Below are 18368 nucleotides of genomic sequence, written 5' to 3'. Positions count from 1 at the left end.
TGGCCCTCAGCCATCCAGGTCCTCCAGCGGGCTGGCCCTGCCGGAGGGCCCCCCGGTGTTCCGCCAGGCGGCGTCCTCGGACGGAGGGGCAGGGCGGGCTCCGTGAAGCTTGCCTTGCATCGCCCCTCGCCGGTCCAGCATGCGGCAGTTGATGGCGAGCTGCATGTCGGTCTGCTCGATGCGGTCGCGTCCCTCGAGGTCCGCCCGTGTCAGCGCCAGTTTCATGATGCGGTCATGGGCTCGCGCGGACAGGCCGAACATCCGCACTGCTTGCTGCAGCATGTGCTCGGCCCGTTCGCTCATGGCGCAGTACCGGCGCAGCAGGTGCGAGGGAAGCTGCGCGTTGCAGTGGATTCCCGGCTCATCGCGATAGCGGACGCGTTGACGCTCGCGCGCGACCTGGGCCCGCTCGCGGTAGTAGCGGCTCGAGGGCTCTTGGACCGTCGAGCGGGCCATGTGGTGATACTCCACCGGGCGCGTCTGCAGGCTGATGTCGATGCGGTCCAACAGGGGCCCGCTTACGCGCGTCATGTAGTCGAAGACGCGCTGCTCGCCGCAAGTGCAGGAGCGGCTGGGAACGTTGTAGTAGCCGCAGGGGCAGGGGTTCATCGCGGCCACCAACATGACCCGGCAGGGATAGGTGATGTTCTGGTTGGCGCGTGCCAGGTGGATGACGCCTTCCTCCATGGGCTGGCGCAGAACCTCCAGCACGTTCCTCCGGAACTCTGGAAGCTCGTCGAGGAAGAGCACGCCGTTGTGCGCCAACGAGAGTTCGCCAGGCCTCGCCGAGAGGCCGCCGCCAACCAGGCCCGCGTCGGAGAGGGTGTGGTGGGGCGCGCGGAACGGGCGCTCGCGCATCAACGCGTGGCCTTCGCCCAGCAAGCCCAGCACCGAGTAGACCTTCGTCACCTCCATGGCCTCGGTGAACGTCATCTCCGGAAGGATGCCGGGCAGGCGCCGCGCCAGCATCGTCTTCCCCGAGCCCGGTGGCCCGGACATCAAGACGTTGTGGCCCCCCGCCGCGGCGATTTCGAGGGCGAGCTTCAGGTCGGCCTGCCCGCGGACATCGGACATGTCAGGCGCCTGTCCCGTGGGCGCCAGAAGACTGGGTTCACGTTGCCGCGTGTACGGCGTGATGCTGCAGGCCCCCGTCAGGTGGTTGACCGCCTCCCGCAGGGTCTTCACGGGAAAGACGCGCAGTTCTTCGACGAGCGCGGCCTCCGCGGCATTGGCCCAGGGCACCATGACGCCTTCGAAGCCGCCGTTGAGCGCCGCCACCGCCAACGGAAGCACTCCTTTGATGGGGCGGAGCGTGCCGTCCAGGGACAGCTCGCCTCCGAAGAGAAGCCGTTCCAGCGGGGCTTCATCCATCAGTTTCGCCGCCGCTAGGACGCCCAATGCAATCGGCAGCTCGAACGCCGCGCCTTCCTTCTTCAAGTCCGCGGGCGCCAGATTCACGGTGATTCGCTTCTGGGGAAGCTCGAAGCCCGTGTTCTTCAGCGCGGAGATGACGCGGACCTTCGATTCCCGGACCGCGCCCTCCGCCTGCCCCACGACGTTGAAGTAGGGGAGGCCGAGCGCCATGTCGACCTCACACTCCACCACCACCACGTCGATACCCATCAACGCCCCCGACCGCACCCTCGCCAACATGTCCCGTCCTCTCGCCGTGCAGCGCGAAGTCCTTGAGCAATGCACGTACCGGGGCCCACCCCAGGCGTAGGCCCGCGCTCGCCAATCCGCGCCGACGGATGCCCATCCCAGCCTCGGGAGCTTGAGTTTCAGCCTCGTGGTATTTGTGAAGCCAGGGCTAGCCATGCCCTGACGAGTCCGGTAGCGTTTCACCCACCTTGGGGGACGCTATGGGGGCAAAGGCCGCAGTGGAATCGGGGGTCGTTCAGCAGCGCCGGCAGGTTCGTATCCGCCGGGCGGACATCAAGCGTGGCCAACGGATGAAGGTGGCGTTTGGCGTGTTCCGCTTCTGCCTCTACGGCATGGTGGGGCTCAGCGCCGAAATCTTCTTCTACAACCTGGTGCGCATCGCCCAGCACGTGCCGTTGCTGGAGGCGCTCTTCCGCTTCCAATGGCGTGTGGACGACCGGTTGGGGCTCAACGCCATCTGGGATACGCCCATCTCCACGGCGTATGGACAGTGCTCGCTGTGGATGTTTGTCATCTACGGCGTGGCGTGCTTCTTTTTCATCGAGCCGCTCTACCGCTGGATGCTGTACCAGCACACGGGCTTGCGAGCCGCTGTGTACGGCGTGGTCATCCTGCTCTTTGAAGGCTTCTCCGGAGTCATGCTGGAGCGGCTCACGGGATACCGCATCTGGTACTACGCGGATACCGGCGCCATTCTCTGGCAGATGACTTCGCTCTACATCCTGCCCATCTGGATGGTGACGGGCCTGCTGGCGGAGTTCATCTACAGGGAGCTGATGGACCCCGACCTCCTGGCGGCCTTGGAGTCTCCGCTGCCCGCCACGCCGGAAGAGACCGAGGCCTCGTTCCAGTTGATTCGGTAGACGCAGGCGTGGCCGTCGTAGCCGGACATCTCGATGACGATGTCCTGCGCACCGGCCACCCGCAGCCCCGCGTGGATGATGCCCGCGGTGAAGGCAGGGTAGGGGCCTACTTCGTTCATCCAGAGCTCGAACTGGGTGGGCCCCAGCTCACGCAGCTTGGATTCCGTGTAGTTGTTGCCAGCCCGGAAGTTCTGCGTGGCCCGCATCAGCGTCCTGCGGGGCCCCAGCACGCGAAGCAATGAGAGGACGGCGCGTCCCAGCATCGTCTCGCGGAAGCCTTCGATATAGGCCTCTCCCAGCTTCCAGGTGCCCTGCTCGAGCGGGAGTTGGGGAAAGAGTTCCTCCGACGTGATGCGAAGGAACGTCATCCATGCGTCGAAGGTATAGGCTGGCCGGAGCTTCTGCTCCACATCGAGCCCTGCCTGCCGCAGGCGTGCCTTGCACTCAGGCGTCAGGCGCCCGTGCAGTGCCCGCAGGAACAGGGCTTCGATGGTCTGCTCAAAAATGAGAAGCTCGTCGGCCATGAGGAGTGAACTCTAGCCGACGAGCTTCTCGATGTGAACCACGTACCCACCCGGAGCGTAGGTTCCGGAAGAGGAGTCTCAGGGCGTGGGTGCGGGGTGCGGGGCCGGCGTATCGACCGACGTGCCCTGGATGATGGCGTTCTGTGGCAGCTCCGTGGCCATGCCCAGCACTTTCGCACCAGCGGCCTTCGCGCCGTCCAGCGCGGTGATGAGCCGCCCGTAGTTGGTGGCGTCATCCGCCATGAAGAAGACGACTTTGTCGTCCGCCTTCTTGGCCGCCAGCATGCGCTTGAGCCGCGTCACGTAGTCGGCGGGGGCAATCTTCTCCGTGTTGATGGAGTAGCCACCGTCCTTGTCGAGCTGCACCACCAACTGCTGGTCGTCCGGGTCGGGAGGCGTCGGCTCCTGTTCGACCTCGGTGTCCGGCACGCGCACCACGATGTCCTTCTCGAGGAGCGGCGTGACGACCATGAAGATGATGAGGAGCACCAGCACCACGTCGACCAGCGGCGTGACGTTGATCTCCGAGTTCGGCTGCGCCTGGGGCTTGACCCACTGTCGTTGCTTGCGGCCGGCCATTACTTCTTCTCCTCGACGCCCAGGGAGATCTGCTTGGCCTTGGACTTGCGGGCCACGTCCAGCACCTTGCGCACGTCACCAACGCTGAGCGCGTTGTCGCCCTTGAGCAGGATCTTCTTGCCTGGATCCTTCAACATCTCCTCGGTGAGCTTCTCCTGGAGCCCTTTCTCATCCACCTGGTCGTTCTCCACGAACACCTTCTTGTCCGGGGTGATGGAGAGGATGAGCGGGTCGGATTCCTTCCCTTTTCCTTCCTTCTCGATCTCGGTGGCCTTCGGGAGCTCCACGGACTTGCCACGCTGGAGCATCGGGGTGACGACCATGAAGATGATGAGGAGTACCAGCACCACGTCGACCAGCGGCGTGACGTTGATGTCGCTCTTGACGCTCCCCTTGGGGCCTGCTGACATTCCCATGTCTTTACCTGTTTCCTGGTAAGGTGCCCGCCTTCACGGTGGGCCTCCAGCGCCCCGAAGAAGAGCTGGAGACAGGGTCACCGTGAAGGGCATCGGGTCGTCCCCGACTCGCCCGGGACAGCTCAGGCGGCGTTCGAGGAGTGCGCGCCACCACCCAGGTGGCGCGCAACCACGTCCAGGAACTCGTTGGACGACTCGGAGATATCCACCGAGCGCGCGTCCACCCAGCCCTGCAGGAAGTTGTACGCCATCACCGCGGGGATGGCCACGAGCAGACCGAAGGCCGTGGTGATGAGCGCCTCGGCGATACCGGCGGAGATGGTGCCGAGACCACCGGAGCCCGCCTGCGCCATCAGCTGGAAGGCGTTGACGATACCCATCGTGGTGCCGAGCAGACCGACGAACGGCGCCGTGGAGCCGACCGTGGCCAGCAGACCCAGACCGCGCTTCATGCTCTGGACCTCACGCTGCGCCTGACGCTCCAGCGCGCGCGCCACCGACTCCACCGCCACGTCCTTGTTGTTCGGGCTGATCCGGTACGCCGTCAGTCCGGAGTTGATCACCCGGCCCAGGTGGCCCACATCCTTGCCCAGGTTGGTGTTGGCGGCCGTGTTCAGGTCGCCTTTGGCCAGGATGGCACCCATCTTCGCGGCGAAGTTGCGGCTGTCAGACCGGGTCTTGCGGAAGACGATCATGCGCTCCGCCAACACGACCAGCGAGGCGATAGACATGATGCCCAGGGTGAAGATGATCATGCGGGCGAAGAGGCCCGTGTGATCCCAGATTTCTGCGAGAGTGAATTGCATGGTTGGGTTGAGCGCTCCTCCTCACGAGCGCGGGGTAGTCAGCAATACGCCTCGAGACGACGCGCCCGGACTCAGCGCGGCAGCTTGAAGTTCAGGGTGAAGGTGTAGTCCACCTGCACAGGACGGCCCTGGAACGTGACCGGCTTGTAGCGCGACGACGCCAGCGCGTCCAGGACGGCCCGGTCCATGTGGGGCAGGGGCTTGATGATCCGGCAGTTCTCCACTCGACCTTCCACGGTGACGATGCACTTCACAATCATCGTTCCCTGGACGCGAGCCTCGAGCGCCTCACGAGAGTACTCGGGCTGAGGACCGGACAGCTTCTCCGGCCGCGTCATGCCCGCACCGAACGGAAGCACGTCGGTTCCCGTCCCGCCAAGCTGGCCGCCGACCACGCCGCCAATCACACCACCGACGACACCACCGACGACGCCGCCGACCACGCCACCTTCCACGCCGCCCTCGACGGCTTCTTCGCTCGCCTCTTCTTCTTCAGAAGGAGGCTCTTCGGAGGGCTCCACTTCCTTCGGGACCTCCTTCGGAATCTCCTTCGGCTGGACGATGGCGTCCGGCTTCTTGGGCTTCTTCGGCTGCGTCTTCGGCTTGCTCGAAGAGGCAGGAGGCGGTGGAGGAGGAGGGGGCGGCGGAGGCGGTGCCATGGTCGCCTTCAGCGTGACCTCAATCTCCTTCTCCTCCTCGACGGGCGGTCGCGTCGACAGCCAGATGGAGAGGCCGAACAGCGCCACATGGAGGATAACCGAGACAGTAGCCCCGACGCCGAATCGCGACTTGGGCCCCTGACCACGGTCAAGGACTGAATCGAACATGCACTAGACTCCTCTTCACCAGTGGACACCCATTGGCGACGCTCCGCCCGGATGAAAGGGCGCGCTACCATACAGAAACGCGTTCCAGGTTCAAGCAAGCACGGTCGACGGACGGGGCGTGATCGCGCAATTGCCCCACTGGTTACCAAAAAGCAACGGTCTATTGACAACTGCTCGACCTCGGATATTTTCCCGGGTCATTTTCACTTGCAGCCCACCTTGGAGGGGTCTGGTATGCACTTGAACCGAGTGCTCCGGGAAACCGGAGTTGTTGTCGCCGCAGGTCTGCTGTACGGATCCGCGGCTTTCGCACAGTCGAGCACGATCATCGGTACTGTGATCGACGCTCAGAGTCGGCAGCCTGCCGCTGACGTCGTTGTGACCGCCACCTCGCCCAACCTTCAGGGTGAGCAGACGGTCGTCACCGACGCGCAGGGTAACTACCGCATCCCCCAGTTGCCCCCCGGCGACTATACCCTGCGGTTCGAGAAGGAGCAGTTCAAGCCGTACGCGCGCTCTGCCATCCAGCTGCGCCTCAACCGCACCATCCGCGTCAACGTGGAGCTGCTCCCCGAGGCGCTCGGTGAGGTGGTGGAGATCGTCGGCGCGCCCCCGACCATCGACGTGGGCTCCACGACGATGGGCGTGAACGTCGATCAGGAGTTCATCAAGCGCATCGCCGTTGCGCGTCCGGGTGGTAAGGGCGGCGCGACCCGCTCCTTCGAGTCCCTGGCCGAGCTCGCGCCTGGCGCCCAGAACGACAACTACGGCGTGTCCATCAACGGCTCGACCTCGCCTGAGAACGGCTACGTGGTGGACGGCCTGTCCACGAACGACCCGGCCTTCGGCGTGAACGCCAGCCCGTTGAGCATCGAGTTCGTGCAGGACGTGAACATCATCACCGGCGGTTACATGCCGGAGTTCGGCCGGTCCACCGGCGGCGTCATCAACGCGGTCACCCGGTCGGGCTCCAACGAGTTCCACGGCTCCGTGTTCGCGAACTGGACGCCGGGCACCCTCGAGGGTACCCGCAAGCAGATTCGTGAAGAGGGCACGGTCATCACCGGCCAGAACCAGCTGCAGAACCTGGGCGACTTCGGCGCCACCCTCGGTGGTCCGATCCTCAAGGACAAGCTGTGGTTCTTCGCCGGCTTCGCGCCGTCGTTCACCCGCTACCAGCACACCCGCACGCTCAACGCGCTGCGCGTCGATGACGCGGGCAACCCCATCCGGGATGAGACCGACTTCTCGGTCGTGGATCCGATCCCCGGCTCCGCTACGAACTACTACGCCGACTCCCGTACCATTCAGTACATGGGTAAGTTGACGTACCTCATCAACCAGGACCACAACGTGTCGTTCGCCCTGAACGGCACGCCGACCTCGACGGGTGGCCTTGGGAAGCTGAGCGTCAATCCCCAGTCGGGAGGCCTGCCGGGCGTGCTGGCTTCCCGTCCGGGTGACTTCGGTCTCACGGAGACGAAGGCCAACACGACGTCGATGGCCCTGAAGTACGCCGGTGCCTTCGCGGACAAGAAGGTCCTCGTTGATGCGAACCTCGGCTGGTTCCACCAGACCGCCTCCACCCTGCCGGGTGACGGCAGCAACCTGGGCGATCGCACGGGCCTGGCTGGCTACTCGCGGATGGTGTACACCAACCCGCGCCCGCTGACCCTGTTCGAGTCCCTGCCCGCCGGGCAGGAGGGTGCCTGCGGCAGCACGCCCGAAGAGCAGCTGATCCGCTGCCCGGTGACGGGCTACGCGGTGGGCGGCCCTGCCTTCATGAGCGACCAGACGCTGGATCGCTACCAGGCCAACGCGAAGGCCACCTACCTGCTGAACGCGCTGGGCACCCACGTGTTCAAGGCTGGCGTGGACGTCGAGTTGCTGTCGTTCGACCGGGTGAAGGCGTACGGCGGCGGCGTGTACTACCAGGAGGCCACGTCGGGTTGGACTGCGGCCCAGGGCCCGGCGCTGAGCGACGCCCGTCGCTACGGCTACCAGACGGGACCGGACTCCGCGGTCACGCAGCTCACCCAGGTCGCCAAGACGACCAGCACCACGGTCGGTGGCTTCCTCCAGGACTCCTGGTCCATCGCGAACCGCGTGACCCTGAACCTGGGCGTCCGGTACGACGTGCAGGCGCTCTACGGCGGCAACGGCGACCTCTCGCTGCTGCTCGGCAATCAGTGGTCGCCGCGTATCGGCGCCATCGTCGACCCGTTCGCCAACGGCCGCGCGAAGGTGTTCGTGAACTTCGCTCGCTACTACGAGCAGGTTCCGCTCAACCTGATGGACCGCGCGTTCCCGGGTGAGAACCGCATCAGCGCGCGTCGCTCGCTCGCGGAGCCCGGCCAGGGCACGGCGACCTCGTGCGACCCGTCCAGCTTCGAGAGCCAGCAGGCCACCTGCGCCGGTGACGGCAATCTGCTCGCGATCCCGGAGAGCAGCCGCAACGTGAACCGCTTCTACACGGGCGGCACGGCAGCCGGCACGCCGGTCGACCCGGACCTCAAGGCCCAGTCGTCCGACGAAATCGTGGTCGGCGCCGAGTACGAAGTGCTGGCGAACACCCGCCTGGGTGCGAGCTACACGCACAAGGACATGAACTCGGTCATCGAGGACATGAGCCGCGACGACGGCAACACGTACTTCCTCGGTAACCCTGGCAGCGGCTTCGCTGGTGAGTTCCCGACGCCGGTTCGTAACTACGACAACGTCACCGTCTACCTGAACCGTACGTTCGCCGACGGCTGGCTCGCCCAGGCCAACTACACCTGGTCGCGCCTGTACGGTAACTACCCCGGTCTGTTCCGTCCTGAGACGGGCCAGCTCGACCCGAACATCCTCTCGGACTTCGACCTCATCGAGCTCCTGGAGAACCGCACGGGTCTGCTGCCGTTCGACCGCACGCACCAGATCAAGGTCTTCGGTGCGAAGGAGTTCAACATCTCGAACGCCCTGTCGGCGAGCGTGGGTGTCTCCTATCGCGGTAACTCGGGTACGCCGATCAACTACTGGGGCAGCCACTGGGCCTACCTCCAGGACGAGTCCTTCGTGCTCCCCCGTGGCGCTGGCGGCCGTACGCCGTGGATCAACACCATCGACTCCAACATTGGCGTGAACTACCGCGTCAGCAAGGACAGCGTGGTGTCGTTCACCCTGGACGTGTTCAACCTCTTCAACTTCCAGGGCGTGAACACGGTCGACCAGACGTACACCCTGCGCGACATCAAGCCCATCCCGGGTGGTACGCCTGCTGACCTGGAGAACCTCCCGGGCCGCGTGGAGTTCCAGGATGAGGCGCAGCGTGACGAGCCCTTCGGCACTGTCGACGGCGACGTGAACAAGAACTTCAAGAACCCGACCTCGTACCAGGCGCCCCGTCAGGTCCGCTTCGGCATCCGGTACACGTTCTAATCCCAGGCCCAATCACGAAATCGGAACATCAGTCACATGACCAAGAACATCGTGAAAACTGCGTTGGTTCTCCTGGGCACGGGAAGCCTGCTGACGGGTTGCAGCTTCGATCAGCCTGAAGTCGGTTGCTTCGTGCAGGAGTCTCCCCACTGGGCCGTGAAGTACGAGCAGGTGGAGGCCCCTCGGGATGCCGCTGGCAATGCGTGCGACACCGTCGCTCCGCCCGCGGAGATGGTGGGTGTGTACCGGTACATCAACCTCGATGACGGTACCGCGAAGCTCGCGCTCCGCCCTCAGGGCCTGGCGAGCCGTGGCACTGCGGACGAGACCACCGACCAGAGCGAGCAGACCGCGCTGGGCGACCTGGCGACCGACCGCGACGGCGAGGACTTCTGCAACGCGCCGAGCTTCCCGGCGGCTCGCGTCAACGTGGCCTCCCCGGCGAACCAGATCGTGTACCAGTACTCCAACGTCCGCGTGTACTCGGCGCCTTCGGCTCCGGGCACCCAGATGACGGGCGAGCTGACCTACACGAACAACGGCTGCACCTCGAAGTACGTGATGAACGCCCTCTGGCCGGCCGTCGGTTGTGACCCCGAGGTTGGCACCGCTGAGACGAACTGCGGTCCTGGCTCTGGTCTGAACCCGGACTTCAACGCGACGTGCGTGATGGGCGTCTACTGCGGCATCTTCGCACAGCCTGACCTTGAGGGTTGCTGCGTCCCGACGAACCAGGTCCCGTCGTTCAAGTAGTCGAACAAGTCGTCTGCTGAACCGCGCCACCCCACCTGGGTGGCGCACCTCGGCCCCGGCGGTCTCTCCCCACATGGGAGTGGCTGACCGGGGCCGCGGTGTTTAAAAGGCTGGACCTGTACTGGAGGCACATGGAGGGCCGTTACTCACTCATCGAGCGCGTTCGCAGCTTGCTGGCGGACGAACAGGGCACGCTGCACAAGGCGGCGCCCTACCGGGTGGCCCTCTGCTACCCCAGCCCCTACCACGTGGGCATGAGCTCGCTTGGCTACCAGGCCATCTACCGTGAAATCCACGAGCATCCTGGCGCGACGGCCGAGCGGGTCTTCCTCCCGGATGACGTGGACGCCTTCAAGCGCACCCGGACGCCGCTCTTCACCTGGGAGTCCCAGGCCCCTGTCGCTGACTTCGACATGCTGGCCTTCTCCGTGGCGTATGAGCTGGAGCTGACGGGGCTCTTCTCCATGTTGGAGCTGACGGGCATCCCGCTCCTGGCGGAGGAGCGCCAGGATGGCCGCTACCCGCTCGTGGTGGGTGGGGGGCCGTTGACGTTCTCCAACCCGGATCCGCTGGAGCCCTTCGTGGACGTGCTCGTCCAGGGCGAGGCGGAGGATTTGATCCACCTGCTGGTGGAGGCCGCGGCGACCATGGAGCGCGAGGCCCTCCTGGCGCACCTGGCGCGCATCCCGGGCTTCCGCGTGCCCGGGCGGGGCGGAGCGCGGTACCACGTGGCCAAGGCCATGGATTCACGGCTGCCTGCCCGGTCGCAAATCGTGACACCGCACACTGAGCTGCGCTCGATGTTCCTCATCGAGCCAGAGCGGGGCTGCTCCCGGGGCTGCCATTACTGTGTCATGCGGCGCACCACGAACGGCGGCATGCGCACGGTGCCGCCGGAGCGGATCCTGTCCCTGATTCCGGAGCATGCCCGCCGGGTGGGGCTGGTGGGCGCGGCGGTGACGGACCATCCGCGCATCGTCGAGTTGCTCCGGACGATTGTGGATTCCGGCCGTGAGGTGGGGGTGTCCTCCCTGCGCGCGGACCGGCTGACCCAGGCGCTGGTGGATCAGCTCCGGCGGGGAGGGGCCACCAACCTCACGGTGGCGGCGGACGGTCCATCACAGCGCCTGCGGGACATGGTGGACCGGAAGCACTCGGAGGAACAGATTGTCCGGGCCGCGACGTTCGCCCGCACGGCGGGGATGAAGCAGCTCAAGGTGTACAACGTCGTGGGCCTGCCGACCGAAGAGGACGTGGACATCGACGAGCTCATCCGCTTCACCAGCGAGCTGTCCCGCATCCTCCCGGTGGCACTGGGCGTGGCGCCTTTCGTGGCCAAGCGCAACACGCCCTTGGATGGCGCTCCCTTCATGGGCATTCGCGAGGTGGAGGGGCGGCTGGAGCGACTGCGCAAGGGGCTCCGGGGGCGCGCCGAGGTGCGCCCGACGTCCGCGCGCTGGGCCTGGGTGGAGTACATGCTGGCCCAGTGCGGCCCGGAGGCGGGGCTGGCGGCCATGGATGCCTGGAAGGCCGGAGGGAACTTCGCGGCCTGGAAGCGGGCCTTCGACGCCCGGGACTGCGAGCCGTACCTGGCCCGGCGGGTGGAGGACGGTCGGCGCAACCCCGTCCTGTGGCCCACCGTGCCGAGGACCGCGCCCCCGGCGTCCGCCGCCTGACGTGGGATTGCACGTGGTGGTGCACGTCCGCCCCGGCTTCCGCTAGAAGGCCGCTTGGCGCGCCGATGGCCGGCGTCCAGGGCAGCGGAGATCCAGGTGAGCACGCAGCGAGTGGACAAGTCGTGGCAGCAAAAGGGCCTGAAGGAGTACTCGACGGAGGCCCTGCTCGGGACGCTCGGCCATTACGGCATTGCCGTGGGCGAGGACGACTTCCGCAAGCTGGCGGAGACGGCCTTCCCGCTGGGCATTGCCCAGCAGTGGCGGCCGCAGTGGAAGGGCACCGGCCCCTTCAAGGACTTCGCGGTGGCGGCGGCGGTGGAGCTGTGGAGCCGCTGGCTTCCGGACCGCGTGGCGCCCATGGAGATGGCTGACACGCTGGCGAACCTGATGCAGCAGCTGTCGTTCCTGTTGGGTGGGCGGCAGGACGCGGCGGTGGACGCCGCCTTCGAGAAGATGAACGCGGTGCGCGCGAAGATGCCGCTCGACGAGAAGGGGGCGCCGCAGGAGCGCTTCATGCGCGAGGCGCTGGCGCCCTTCACGGAGAAGCAGGCCGAAATCTTCGACAGCCTCGCGGAGGCGCTGGCGTCGTCGGGCCACGTGGGCCACGCGGAGTCCTTCGCGGACCTGGAGGAGTTCCTCCTGCCGGACCGCCGTGGAATCTCGCGCGCCATCGTCCGCGCGGCGAAGGGCGAGCTGGGGCCTGCCACCGAGGACATGGTGAAGCTCACCGAGGACACCGAGCGCTCTCCCATCGCGCGCCTGCTGGCGGTGGACGGCCTCATCCACATCAAGGCGCACGGTCAGGCGGCGGCGGCGGCCCGCACGCTGCTCGCGGCGGCGGAGAATGGCGGTGACCTGCACCTCGCGCTGGACCTCGTTCCCCGCCTGGAGCACGTCTACAAGGCGCAGAACGACCGCGAGTCGCTGCTGGAGCTGATGGGCATCTCCGAGCGCCTGGAGGCGGCCCACGACAAGATTCACCCCGGCCACCGCCGTCACCGTCACGGTCGCTGAGGTACGTGCGTGACAGGGGGCCTGCGTGGCCTCCTGTCACAGCCCGTGGGAAGCGTGGGCCCGTCCGTGGCACCGCGCCCGGGAAAGAGGGCGCCAGCGAGCCGCGCTTCCGCCCCTTCGTCCTAGCCGTTCGTCTCCTGTCCCTGAGGAGATTCGGAGGTGGGCGGCACCTCTTCCGCCACATCCTTCGCGCCGCCCCGGCGCTTCAGCGGAACGCGAAGCACGCCGGGGACACCTTCCGCCACGTCCCGCACGGAAACCACGGCGCCCACGGTGGTGTAGCGGATGGCGCCCGTCTGGGTGAAGGCGTGCTTGAGCGGGTACTCCTTCGCCCGGGGAAGGAACCACTCGCGCGCCGCCTTCATGGGCACGACGTGCAGCTCTCCCTGCGAGAGGAAGACGTACACCAGCAGGTCCGCGCCGCTGTAGAGGAAGCAGCCCGGGGTGTCCTTCTCCAGATTGGACACCAGCTCGAAGAAGTAGCGGCGGCGGGTGGCGTTGCGGTCGCCCTTCACCTCGATGCCGCGCACCTCTCCCGAGGGGAGCTCCCAGAGCAGGTCCACACCCCGGTGCTGGAAGCGCGGGTCCAACTGCACGTCATGCACGCGCGAGCCCGGCTCCGTCTCCAACATCCATGCTCGGGCGTGCTGCACGGCGCGGTCCGCCGCGCTCTGCACGCCGCGCATGCTGAAGCTTCGTGCCATGTCGTCTCAGCGGCGAAGTTCGACGCCCGTGGCCACCAACTGCACCTCACGCGGCTTGCCATCGGCGCCGCGGGGGACGATGGCGCCCTCCGACTCGTAGTGCTGGGCGCGGCTGTCGGTCAGCTCAGCCACCTTCAGCACGCCTTCCACACGCGCCTGCGCGCCCGCGGAGTCCAGGGGGACGAAGAAGCCGTAGTCCTTGAACGTCACGCGCACGCCCGGGCCCTTGTCCTGGCCGTTCGCCGCCAGCTCCATCCAGCAGCCCTTGCGCTCACACGCCTTGCGCACCTGCCCCTCGAGCAGCACCGTCTTGCCGTCGTGCGCCTGCGGCCTGGCCAGCACGTCCGCGAGCTTCACCGCCTTGGCGCCCTTGAGGGGCTCGCCGCGGGTGAGCTTCCAGCCATCGGATGCGCCTTCGGCCTTGGGCGCGGTCTGCGCCTGCGGGGCGGGCGGGTGGTGGCAGTCGGCCTCGGCGGCCTTGCCCGCCTTGGCGGACGACTTGTCACCCGCGACGGCAACCAGGGGAACGGCGACCAGCAGCATCAGGGACGTGCGGAGCGTGTTCATACCCCGTCCGCTTAGCCAAAAGTCTTTGCTCCGGCAAGGCGACCCCCGTACTAAAGTCCATCCATCCGCACACGCTGAGGAGGTGCGCTTGAAGGTCGTCATCCCTCCCCGCAACCGTCGTTTCAGCACCGTGGACGCCATGGGGCTCGCCGGCGTGGTGGGGCTGCTCGTGGCGCGCTACATCCCGGTGGCCCGCATCATCCCCTTCTGGGGCTGTGTGCTCAGGGAGCAGACCGGGTGGCCCTGCCTCGGCTGCGGTCTGACGCGGGTGGCCGACCGGGTATCGCACCTCAACTTCGCCGGCGCCTGGGAGGCCAACCCCCTGGGAACGGTGGCGGCCATCGTGTTCGCCCTGGCGGCGGTGGTCATGGTGCTGCACCTGGTGTTCGCGATGCCCATCCCCCAGGTGGAGCTCTCCCCCCGCGAGTGGAGCGTCCTGGGCGTCGTGACGCCCATCATCATCCTGGTCAATTACGCCTACGTGGTGGTGAAGACGCGCTTCCCCCACCTGCTGCTGTAGCCTCTGCGTCGTGACTTCCGCGCTCGTCCTGCTGGGCTACCTCGCCGGCTCCATTCCCTTCGGTGTGTTGCTGACGCGGTGGCTGCGCGGGGTGGACGTGCGCAAGGGCGGTAGCGGGAACATCGGCGCCACCAACGTCACGCGTGTGGCGGGCAAGAAGCTGGGCGCGGTGGTGTTGCTGCTGGATGCCATCAAGGGGGCGTTGCCCGTGGTCCTGGCGGTGCGTCTGCTGCCAGATGCGCCCACCGTGCACGTGGCGGTGGGGCTGGCCGCGGTGCTGGGCCACATCTACCCGGTGTGGCTGAAGCTCCAGGGCGGCAAGGGCGTGGCCACCGCGCTGGGCGTGCTGCTGGTGCTGGTGCCCCAGGCCGCGCTGGCGGGCGCGCTGGCGTATGTCACCGTCTTCGCCGTGTCGCGCGTGAGCTCGCTGGGCTCGCTGGCGGCGGGGGCAACGGCGGTGGGCACGTCGGCGCTCACCGCGCGGGCCGTGGAATACGCGGGACTCTCAGCCCTCCTTTTCGCCCTCATGCTGTGGACGCACCGGGGCAACATCCGCCGGCTGGCGCGGCGCACCGAGCGGCGCTTCTGAACCGTCCCCGGTGTCACCCCGAGCGCTGCCACCGTCTGGAGGACGGTAGCCCAGCAGCGAGCAGGCGATGGGGCCGTTCCAGAGGTCCCGCTTCGCGGAGGGGCGCGCATGGAAGGCGCTCTCGAAGCCGGGGTTGCCGCAGATGACCCACACGCGCCAGCCCGGCACGCGCAGCGACTCGCCGAGCTTGAAGTAGAAGCTCTTCATGCCCTTCTGGCCGCCCGTGCCGAGCCGGTCGCCGTAGGGCGGGTTGGTGACGAGCAATCCGCCTGTCTCCGGCAGCGGCGGCAGCCGGGTCGCGTCACCTTCGGCCAGTTGGATTTCCTCCGTCAGGCGTGCGGCGCGCACGTTGCGGCTGGCGGCCTCCAGCGCCTCCGGGTCCTTGTCGAAGCCGAGCAGCGGTACCTCCACCTTCCGCTCGTTGCGGCGGGCATCCGCGCGCATGTCCGCGAGCAGCTCGCGGGCCCGGGCGCCCAGCTCCGGCCAGCGCTCCACCGCGAAGTCCCGGTTGAGCCCGGGCGCGCGCCGGCGGGCGATGAGGCCTGCCTCGATGAGCAGCGTGCCGGAGCCGCACATGGGGTCCACCAGGCCCTCCGTTCCCGTGTAGTTCGCCGCGCGCAGCACCGCCGCGGCCAGCGTCTCCTTCAGCGGGGCGGGCGTGGGGCGCACGCGGTAGCCCCGGCGGTGCAGCGGCTCACCGCACAAATCCAGGGAGAGGGACAGCGTTTCACGGGCGAGGTGCGCCACCACGCGGATGTCCGGGTCCCTCGTATTCACGTCCGGCCGGGCGCCCTTCGTGTCGCGCATCCGGTCGACGATGGCGTCTTTCACCTTGAGGGCCACGAAGCCGGAGTGGCTGTGCTCGCTGTCCTTCAGCGTGGCATCCACCGCGAAGGTGTGTTCGGGGGTGAGGTGCTCCTCCCAGGGGATGCTGGCGGCGGCTTCGTACAGGCCTTCCGCGCCCCGGGCCTCGAAGGCGCCCAGCGGGTAGAGCACGCGCATGGCGATGCGGGACCAGAGCGCCACCATGAGCGCCTCGTCGAGCGTGGCCATGAAGCGGACACCGCCGCGGTCCTGGCGGATGCGGCGGGCGCCGAGCTCCTTCAGCTCGTCGGCCAGGAGGTCCTCGGTGCCGCGAGCGGCGGTGGCGAAAAGGGCAATGCGTTCAGCCATGGGATTCCGCCCATAGACGACACCGGGCCGCTTGGGAACCGGCATCGCGTTTCATGTGCCCACCACCTCGTAGAGGGCGAAGGTGGCGTCCTCCTGCTGGGCGCTCGCCTCCCGCGCCCGCTGGAAGTCCTCGGACTGAAAGTAGGCCCGCATGGAGGCCTTGTCCCGCCAGCGCGTCACCAGCATCAGCTCCGGCGGCCGTTCGAAGGAGCGCAGCACCTCCAGCCCGAGGAAGCCCGGGTATCCGTCCACCGCCCGCGTGCGCGCCTGGAAGCGGGCGACCAGGCGGTCCGCTTCCTCGGGGGCCGGCCGGAAGCGGGAGATGGCGACAATCATGGGCACGCCTCGGTGGAAAACAGCGAGGGCGTCCGGGCCCGAGCCAGGACGCCCCCGTGAAGTGGAACCGCCAGGGCCACCGCTTCCCATCCCAGCCGGGAGACGGCGGCCACGTGGGCCTTACATGGCCCCGGCGCCGGGCATGTCGCCGAGGCCCCGGATGAGCACCTCGCGGGGCTTGGCACCATCCGCCGCGCCCACCACGCCGTCGCGCTCCATCCGCTCAATCATGCGGGCCGCGCGGTTGTAGCCGATGCGCATCTTGCGCTGGAGCATGGAGATGGAGACGGCCCGCATCTCGCTGACCGTCGCGAGCGCCTGGTCGTACAGCTCGTCGGACAGCTCGTCCTCCTCGCCGCCACCTTCCACGTCCTCGTCGCGCGGCTTGAGGATGGAGTCGTCGTAGACGGGCTTGCCCTGGGCCTTGAGGTGGTCCACCGCCTTCTTGATTTCGTTCTCCGACACGAAGGCGCCGTGCACGCGCTGCAGGTGCGCGCTGGTGGGCGGCATGATGAGCATGTCGCCCATGCCCAGCAGGGCCTCCGCACCGACCGTGCCCAGAATCGTCATCGAGTCCGGCTTCGAGCGCAGCATGAAGCTGACGCGCGTGGGGAAGTTGGCCTTGATGACGCCGGTGACGACGTCCGTGGACGGGCGCTGCGTGGCGACCATCAGGTGGATGCCGGCCGCGCGGGCCATCTGCGCCAGGCGCGCGACGTAGGTCTCCACCTCGCGGCTGGCCACCATCATCAGGTCGGCGAGCTCGTCGATGATGACCACGATGTAGGGCAGCTTCTTGAGCTGCTTCTTCTCCGGCTCGGTGGACTCGCTGGCCTCCAGCGCCTCGGTGTCCTCGGACTCGGCTTCCAGCTCCGGAGCCTCGGCTTCCTCGGACGCCTGCGCGTCGAGCATGTCGTCCTCGTCGTCCCGAGGGGCGGCGACGCCCAGGCTCTCGCCGCCCGCGGGCATGGAGGACTTGGGGCTTTCGCCATCGAGCACGAGCACGTTCTTCGGCTTCGCCTTCTTCTTCGGCGCGGACTCGGTGGTCGTCTTCACCTCCACCGCGGTGCTCTCCACCAGCTTGTTGAAGCCGGCGATGTTGCGCACGCCCGCCTCGGACAGCATCTGGTAGCGGCGCTCCATCTCCTCCACGGCCCAGCGCAGCGCGAGCGCCGCCTTCTTCGGGTCCGTCACCACCGGCAGCAGCAGGTGGGGGATGCCCTCGTAGACGGAGAGCTCCAGCATCTTCGGGTCCACCATGATGAAGCGGACCTCCTCGGGCGTGGCCTTGAGGAGGATGCTCATGATCATGGAGTTCACCGCCACCGACTTACCGGAGCCGGTGGTGCCGGCGATGAGCAGGTGGGGCGCCTTGGCCAGGTCGAGGACGTACGGCATGCCCTCGATGTCCTTGCCCACGCACATGGTCAGCTTGCTGGCGCCCTTGTTGAAGGCGTCCTGCTCGGCAATCTCCTTGAGGTAGACGGTTTCGCGGTCCCGGTTCGGCACCTCGATGCCCACCACGCCCTTGCCGGGGATGGGCGCGACGATGCGCACGCGCATGGCCTCCATGGCCATGGCGAGGTCGTCCGCGAGCGCGGCAATCTTGCTTACCTTGATGCCGGGGCCCGGGAGGAACTCGTACATGGTGACGACGGGGCCGGGGCGAATCTCCACCACCTCGCCGACGATGCCGAAGTCCGCCAGCTTCGCGCGCAGCTTCTCCGCCGTGGACAGGTACACGTCCTTGTCCAGCGCGGAGCGCTCCGTCTTGTCGTACTCGAGCACGTCGAGCGGCGGCAGCGAGAAGCTCTTGCGGTCGCCGACGAACTCGAACTGGTCCTGGCTCTTCTTGACGGTGGGCTTGGGCGGGGCCTTGGGCTCCACGATGAGCGGCATGCGCGCCAGCGCGGCCGGCTGCGCGGGGACGATGTCGGCC

At 67.4% G+C, this 18368-nt stretch carries 17 protein-coding genes and 1 pseudogene; 7 read left to right on the top strand and 11 right to left on the bottom strand.

The window, feature by feature from the left end:
* Window positions 1–9: 9 nt before the first annotated feature.
* Window positions 10–1653: pseudogene (locus FMP39_RS29420) on the bottom strand (YifB family Mg chelatase-like AAA ATPase); the annotation flags it as partial.
* 197 nt (window positions 1654–1850) lie between these two features.
* Here FMP39_RS29420 and FMP39_RS29415 point away from each other — a divergent pair.
* Entirely contained in the window at window positions 1851–2525 is a 675-nt protein-coding gene (locus tag FMP39_RS29415; protein ID WP_090484468.1) for a hypothetical protein, read from the top strand.
* Here FMP39_RS29415 and FMP39_RS29410 read toward each other — a convergent pair.
* The 5 genes from FMP39_RS29410 to FMP39_RS29390 all read right to left on the bottom strand — a co-directional run bounded on the left by FMP39_RS29410 (window position 2426) and on the right by FMP39_RS29390 (window position 5677).
* The gene (locus FMP39_RS29410) at window positions 2426–3049 is read right to left on the bottom strand and encodes a DUF2378 family protein (RefSeq protein ID WP_090484466.1); all 624 of its coding nucleotides are present in this window, start codon (window positions 3047–3049) and stop codon (window positions 2426–2428) included. The genes FMP39_RS29415 and FMP39_RS29410 overlap by 100 nt on opposite strands.
* Window positions 3050–3127: 78 nt before the next feature.
* Window positions 3128–3628: a biopolymer transporter ExbD gene (locus FMP39_RS29405; protein WP_141593427.1), complete on the bottom strand. Its 501-nt coding sequence runs from the start codon at window positions 3626–3628 to the stop codon at window positions 3128–3130.
* A complete protein-coding gene (locus tag FMP39_RS29400; RefSeq protein WP_090484462.1) occupies window positions 3628–4044 on the bottom strand; it encodes a biopolymer transporter ExbD in 417 nt (138 codons plus the stop codon). The genes FMP39_RS29405 and FMP39_RS29400 overlap by 1 nt, the downstream gene beginning before the upstream one ends.
* A gap of 122 nt (window positions 4045–4166) precedes the next feature.
* Window positions 4167–4850: a MotA/TolQ/ExbB proton channel family protein gene (locus FMP39_RS29395; protein WP_090484460.1), complete on the bottom strand. Its 684-nt coding sequence runs from the start codon at window positions 4848–4850 to the stop codon at window positions 4167–4169.
* Between the two features lie 71 nt (window positions 4851–4921).
* The gene (locus FMP39_RS29390) at window positions 4922–5677 is read right to left on the bottom strand and encodes an energy transducer TonB (protein WP_141593426.1); all 756 of its coding nucleotides are present in this window, start codon (window positions 5675–5677) and stop codon (window positions 4922–4924) included.
* Between the two features lie 234 nt (window positions 5678–5911).
* On the opposite strand from FMP39_RS29390, the gene FMP39_RS29385 reads away from it, so the two are divergent.
* From FMP39_RS29385 to FMP39_RS29370, 4 genes are all read left to right on the top strand, one after another.
* The gene (locus FMP39_RS29385) at window positions 5912–9097 is read left to right on the top strand and encodes a TonB-dependent receptor (protein ID WP_228558436.1); all 3186 of its coding nucleotides are present in this window, start codon (window positions 5912–5914) and stop codon (window positions 9095–9097) included.
* A 36-nt stretch (window positions 9098–9133) separates the two neighbouring features.
* On the top strand, window positions 9134–9850 hold the full coding sequence (locus tag FMP39_RS29380) for a hypothetical protein (protein ID WP_141593424.1): 717 nt from the start codon (window positions 9134–9136) through the stop codon (window positions 9848–9850).
* 131 nt (window positions 9851–9981) lie between these two features.
* Entirely contained in the window at window positions 9982–11526 is a 1545-nt protein-coding gene (locus FMP39_RS29375) for a radical SAM protein (protein WP_141593423.1), read from the top strand.
* Between the two features lie 96 nt (window positions 11527–11622).
* The gene (locus FMP39_RS29370) at window positions 11623–12540 is read left to right on the top strand and encodes a hypothetical protein (protein ID WP_228558435.1); all 918 of its coding nucleotides are present in this window, start codon (window positions 11623–11625) and stop codon (window positions 12538–12540) included.
* A gap of 122 nt (window positions 12541–12662) precedes the next feature.
* Here the strand turns inward: FMP39_RS29370 and FMP39_RS29365 are convergent, their stop codons facing one another.
* Together FMP39_RS29365 and FMP39_RS29360 are read right to left on the bottom strand one after the other, a co-directional pair.
* Window positions 12663–13244 carry a hypothetical protein gene (locus FMP39_RS29365; RefSeq protein WP_141593422.1) on the bottom strand — a complete coding sequence of 194 codons (582 nt, stop codon included), beginning with the start codon at window positions 13242–13244 and terminating at the stop codon, window positions 12663–12665.
* Window positions 13245–13250: 6 nt separating this feature from the next.
* Window positions 13251–13811 (bottom strand): DUF4920 domain-containing protein, encoded by a 561-nt coding sequence (locus FMP39_RS29360; RefSeq protein WP_194858607.1) that lies wholly within the window; start codon window positions 13809–13811, stop codon window positions 13251–13253.
* 88 nt (window positions 13812–13899) lie between these two features.
* On the opposite strand from FMP39_RS29360, the gene FMP39_RS29355 reads away from it, so the two are divergent.
* Both FMP39_RS29355 and plsY read left to right on the top strand, forming a co-directional pair.
* Window positions 13900–14331 carry a DUF2752 domain-containing protein gene (locus FMP39_RS29355; RefSeq protein ID WP_026113824.1) on the top strand — a complete coding sequence of 144 codons (432 nt, stop codon included), beginning with the start codon at window positions 13900–13902 and terminating at the stop codon, window positions 14329–14331.
* A gap of 10 nt (window positions 14332–14341) precedes the next feature.
* A complete protein-coding gene (plsY, locus tag FMP39_RS29350; protein WP_090484442.1) occupies window positions 14342–14920 on the top strand; it encodes a glycerol-3-phosphate 1-O-acyltransferase PlsY in 579 nt (192 codons plus the stop codon).
* Here plsY and FMP39_RS29345 read toward each other — a convergent pair.
* From FMP39_RS29345 to FMP39_RS29335, 3 genes are all read right to left on the bottom strand, one after another.
* On the bottom strand, window positions 14837–16138 hold the full coding sequence (locus FMP39_RS29345; protein ID WP_141593420.1) for a THUMP domain-containing protein: 1302 nt from the start codon (window positions 16136–16138) through the stop codon (window positions 14837–14839). The two genes, plsY and FMP39_RS29345, sit on opposite strands and share 84 nt — an antisense overlap.
* Window positions 16139–16144: 6 nt before the next feature.
* Window positions 16145–16429: an antibiotic biosynthesis monooxygenase gene (locus tag FMP39_RS29340; RefSeq protein WP_163884327.1), complete on the bottom strand. Its 285-nt coding sequence runs from the start codon at window positions 16427–16429 to the stop codon at window positions 16145–16147.
* A gap of 120 nt (window positions 16430–16549) precedes the next feature.
* The coding region (locus FMP39_RS29335; protein WP_141593419.1) for a DNA translocase FtsK at window positions 16550–18368 on the bottom strand (1819 nt) is incomplete at its 5' end.

Source organism: Myxococcus sp. AB056, assembly GCF_006547365.1.
In the GTDB taxonomy this organism is placed as follows: Bacteria; Myxococcota; Myxococcia; order Myxococcales; family Myxococcaceae; genus Myxococcus; species Myxococcus virescens.
This window is presented reverse-complemented; position numbering and strand designations above follow the sequence as displayed.

Bases quoted from the DNA above. Each gene is read 5' to 3' on its own strand.
- FMP39_RS29380 (WP_141593424.1), top strand. From the start codon at position 9,134: ATGACCAAGAACATCGTGAAAACTGCGTTGGTTCTCCTGGGCACGGGA.
- FMP39_RS29395 (WP_090484460.1), bottom strand. From the start codon at position 4,850: ATGCAATTCACTCTCGCAGAAATCTGGGATCACACGGGCCTCTTCGCC.
- FMP39_RS29385 (WP_228558436.1), top strand. From the start codon at position 5,912: ATGCACTTGAACCGAGTGCTCCGGGAAACCGGAGTTGTTGTCGCCGCA.
- FMP39_RS29345 (WP_141593420.1), bottom strand. From the start codon at position 16,138: ATGCCGGTTCCCAAGCGGCCCGGTGTCGTCTATGGGCGGAATCCCATG.
- FMP39_RS29410 (WP_090484466.1), bottom strand. From the start codon at position 3,049: ATGGCCGACGAGCTTCTCATTTTTGAGCAGACCATCGAAGCCCTGTTC.
- FMP39_RS29405 (WP_141593427.1), bottom strand. From the start codon at position 3,628: ATGGCCGGCCGCAAGCAACGACAGTGGGTCAAGCCCCAGGCGCAGCCG.
- FMP39_RS29340 (WP_163884327.1), bottom strand. From the start codon at position 16,429: ATGATTGTCGCCATCTCCCGCTTCCGGCCGGCCCCCGAGGAAGCGGAC.
- FMP39_RS29390 (WP_141593426.1), bottom strand. From the start codon at position 5,677: ATGTTCGATTCAGTCCTTGACCGTGGTCAGGGGCCCAAGTCGCGATTC.
- FMP39_RS29375 (WP_141593423.1), top strand. From the start codon at position 9,982: ATGGAGGGCCGTTACTCACTCATCGAGCGCGTTCGCAGCTTGCTGGCG.
- FMP39_RS29400 (WP_090484462.1), bottom strand. From the start codon at position 4,044: ATGGGAATGTCAGCAGGCCCCAAGGGGAGCGTCAAGAGCGACATCAAC.
- FMP39_RS29365 (WP_141593422.1), bottom strand. From the start codon at position 13,244: ATGGCACGAAGCTTCAGCATGCGCGGCGTGCAGAGCGCGGCGGACCGC.
- FMP39_RS29360 (WP_194858607.1), bottom strand. From the start codon at position 13,811: ATGAACACGCTCCGCACGTCCCTGATGCTGCTGGTCGCCGTTCCCCTG.